Origin of the sequence: Streptococcus pseudopneumoniae (genome assembly GCF_038148955.1) — a bacterium.
GTDB lineage: Bacteria > Bacillota > Bacilli > Lactobacillales > Streptococcaceae > Streptococcus > Streptococcus pseudopneumoniae_T.
Genome location: NZ_JBBJZY010000043.1, coordinates 1 through 3,577, shown reverse-complemented (window position 1 = coordinate 3,577; position 3,577 = coordinate 1). Strand labels below are relative to the sequence as shown.

At 42.7% G+C, this 3,577-nt stretch carries 4 protein-coding genes; all 4 read left to right on the top strand.

From position 1 onward, the window contains the following. The coding region (brnQ, locus tag WKI23_RS09330) for a branched-chain amino acid transport system II carrier protein (protein ID WP_368079729.1) at positions 1-1,151 on the top strand (1,151 nt) is incomplete at its 5' end. A gap of 96 nt (positions 1,152-1,247) precedes the next feature. Next, positions 1,248-2,285 carry a M42 family metallopeptidase gene (locus tag WKI23_RS09325; protein ID WP_368079728.1) on the top strand — a complete coding sequence of 346 codons (1,038 nt, stop codon included), beginning with the start codon at positions 1,248-1,250 and terminating at the stop codon, positions 2,283-2,285. Between the two features lies 1 nt (position 2,286). Then, entirely contained in the window at positions 2,287-2,748 is a 462-nt protein-coding gene (locus WKI23_RS09320; protein ID WP_368079727.1) for an HIT family protein, read from the top strand. 10 nt (positions 2,749-2,758) lie between these two features. Further along, positions 2,759-3,475: an LD-carboxypeptidase LdcB/DacB gene (ldcB, locus tag WKI23_RS09315; RefSeq protein ID WP_368079726.1), complete on the top strand. Its 717-nt coding sequence runs from the start codon at positions 2,759-2,761 to the stop codon at positions 3,473-3,475. The last annotated feature ends 102 nt before the right edge of the window (positions 3,476-3,577 follow it).

Below are 3,577 nucleotides of genomic sequence, written 5' to 3'. Positions count from 1 at the left end.
CGCTAAATCCTAAAGGATATATCTACGAGATTTCAACAAAGGTAGCGCCTTGGTTTGCGACTCTCTACCTCTCAGTTCTTTACTTGTCAATCGGTCCATTCTTTGCTATCCCACGTACAGCTACAACAGCTTACGAAGTAGGGATTAGCCCCCTTTTGTCGGATGCAAATAAAGGACTTGGCTTGATTGTCTTTACGGTTCTGTATTTTGCGGCAGCCTATTTGATTTCGCTTAATCCATCAAAAATCTTGGATCGCATTGGACGAATTTTAACGCCAGTTTTTGCGATTTTGATTGTTATCTTGGTTGTTCTAGGAGCTTTCAAATACGGTGGAACAAGTCCTCAAGCTGCTTCAGCTGCTTATCAAGCATCTGCCTTTGGTACAGGATTCCTAGAAGGTTATAATACTTTGGATGCCCTTGCCTCAGTTGCCTTTAGCGTAATCGCAGTTCAAACCTTGAAACAACTTGGATTTTCAAGTAAGAAAGAATACATTTCGACTATTTGGGTTGTTGGTATCGTAGTTGCCCTTGCCTTCAGCGCTCTTTACATCGGGTTAGGGTTCCTTGGAAATCATTTCCCAGTACCTGCTGAAGCGATGAAGGGTGGAACACCAGGTGTTTACATCTTGTCACAAGCTACTCAAGAAATCTTTGGCTCAACAGCTCAACTCTTCCTTGCAGCTATGGTTACTGTAACCTGCTTCACAACAACAGTTGGTCTAATTGTGTCAACAGCGGAGTTCTTTAACGGACGTTTCCCACAAATCAGCTACAAGGTTTATGCAACAGTCTTTACCTTGATTGGATTTGCCATTGCAAATCTTGGTTTGAGTGCAATTATCAAGTACTCAATCCCTGTACTGGTTATCTTGTACCCAATCACGATTGCCATCGTCATGATTGTCATTGTCAACAAATTTGTTGCCCTTTCAAAACCAGGTATGCAGTTGACAATTGCTGTTGTTACAGCTATTGCCATTGCAAGCGTATTAGGAAGCTCATTTAAAGTTGAGTTTCTTGCAAATCTTGTCAACGCTCTTCCTTTTGCCAAGGCATCTCTTCCATGGTTGGTACCAGCCATTGTCGGAATCTTACTCTCATTGGTTCTACCAAACAAGCAAGAAAGTGATATTTTTGAAATGGAATAATCACTAAAATCACTTTTGTAGCCAAGTCTACAGGAGTGATTTTCTTTTTTATCCGATGATAAATGTGTTATAATAGGTAGCAAAAGAGGTGAAGAAATGAATCAAACAGTAGAATATATCAAAGAACTAACAGCCATTGCGTCGCCAACAGGCTTCACTCGTGAGATTTCAAACTATTTAGTCAAGACTTTAGAAGGTTTTGGTTACCAGCCAGTTCGTACAGCCAAGGGTGGTGTCAATGTGACCATCAAAGGTCAAAATGATGAGAAACATCGCTATGTGACTGCCCATGTAGATACGCTGGGTGCTATTGTCCGTGCTGTCAAACCAGATGGTCGTCTCAAATTGGACCGTATCGGTGGTTTTCCTTGGAACATGATTGAAGGAGAAAACTGTACCGTTCATGTGGCTAGCACAGGTGAAAAAGTATCAGGCACCATCCTTATCCACCAAACTTCTTGCCATGTCTACAAGGATGCAGGAACTGCAGAACGCACGCAGGACAATATGGAAGTGCGTTTGGATGCAAAAGTGACCAATGAAAAAGAAACTCGTGCTCTTGGGATTGAGGTTGGTGATTTTATCAGCTTTGATCCACGAACTGTCGTAACTGAGACAGGTTTTATCAAGTCTCGTCATTTGGATGACAAGGTCAGCGCAGCGATTTTGCTTAACCTACTTCGTATTTATAAGGAAGAGAAGATTGAATTGCCAGTAACAACCCATTTTGCTTTTTCAGTCTTTGAAGAAGTGGGACACGGTGCTAACTCTAATATTCCTGTTCAGGTAGTAGAATATCTGGCTGTGGATATGGGAGCTATGGGAGATGATCAGCAGACAGACGAGTACACAGTGTCTATTTGTGTCAAGGATGCTTCAGGTCCTTATCACTATGATTTCCGTCAACATTTGGTCGCCTTGGCGAAAGAGCAAGATATTCCATTTAAGCTGGACATCTATCCGTTTTATGGTTCGGACGCTTCAGCGGCCATGTCTGCAGGGGCAGAGGTTAAACATGCCCTTCTTGGTGCTGGTATCGAGTCTAGCCATTCATATGAGCGTACCCATATTGACTCGGTGGTCGCAACGGAACGCATGGTTGATGCTTATCTTAAGAGTGCATTGGTAGACTAATATGTGCCTGATTTGCCAGAGAATTGAGCTCATCAAGAAGGGGGAAAATCCCTATTTTGTCAAAGAGTTGGAAACAGGCTATCTTGTGATTGGAGACCACCAGTATTTTGCAGGCTACAGTCTCTTTCTAGCCAAGGAACATGTCACCGAATTGCACCATTTGGAAAAGGAAACGAGACTCCGTTTTCTAGAGGAAATGAGTGTGGTCCAAGAGGCAGTTGCTAAGGCTTTTGCTGCTGAGAAAATGAATATCGAACTGCTAGGAAATGGTGATGCCCATCTTCACTGGCATCTGTTTCCTAGACGGACAGGGGATATGAATGGTCACGGTCTCAAGGGACGTGGGCCAGTCTGGTGGGTTCCCTTTGAAGAAATGACAGCAGAAACCTATCAAGCAAAACCGGATGAGATTAAAAGATTAGTCAAACGTTTATCATTAGAAGTAGATAAACTATTAGAATAAAGGAGTAGAAATGAAGAAAAGATACCTTATCTTGACAGCCTTGCTAGCCTTGAGTCTAGCAGCTTGTTCACAAGAAAAAGCAAAAAATGAAGACGGAGAAGCTAAGACAGAACAGACAGCCAAAGCTGATGGAACAGTCGGAAGTAAGTCTCAAGGAGCTGCCCAGAAAAAAGCAGAAGTGGTCAATAAAGGAGACTACTACAGCATCCAGGGGAAATACGATGAAATCATCGTAGCCAATAAACATTATCCTTTGTCGAAAGACTATAATCCAGGCGAAAATCCAACAGCTAAGGCAGAATTGCTCAAACTCATCAAAGCTATGCAAGAGGCAGGCTTCCCTATCAGTGATCATTACAGTGGCTTTAGAAGTTATGAAACTCAGACCAAGCTCTATCAAGATTATGTAAATCAAGATGGGAAAGAAGCTGCCGACCGTTATTCTGCTCGTCCTGGCTATAGCGAACACCAGACAGGCTTGGCTTTTGATGTGATTGGGACAAATGGTGATTTGGTGACAGAAGAAAAAGCGGCCCAATGGCTCTTGGACCACGCTGCTGATTATGGCTTTGTTGTCCGTTATCTCAAAGGTAAGGAAAAGGAAACAGGCTATATGGCTGAGGAATGGCACCTGCGTTATGTAGGAAAAGAAGCTAAAGAAATTGCTGAGAGTGGTCTCAGTTTGGAAGAATACTATGGCTTTGAAGGTGGAGATTACGTCGATTAGTACTCTTCGAAAATCTCTTCAAACCACGTTAGCGTCGCCTTACCGTATGTATGGTTACTGACTTCGTCAGTTCTATCTACAACCTCAAAGCAGTGCTTTGAG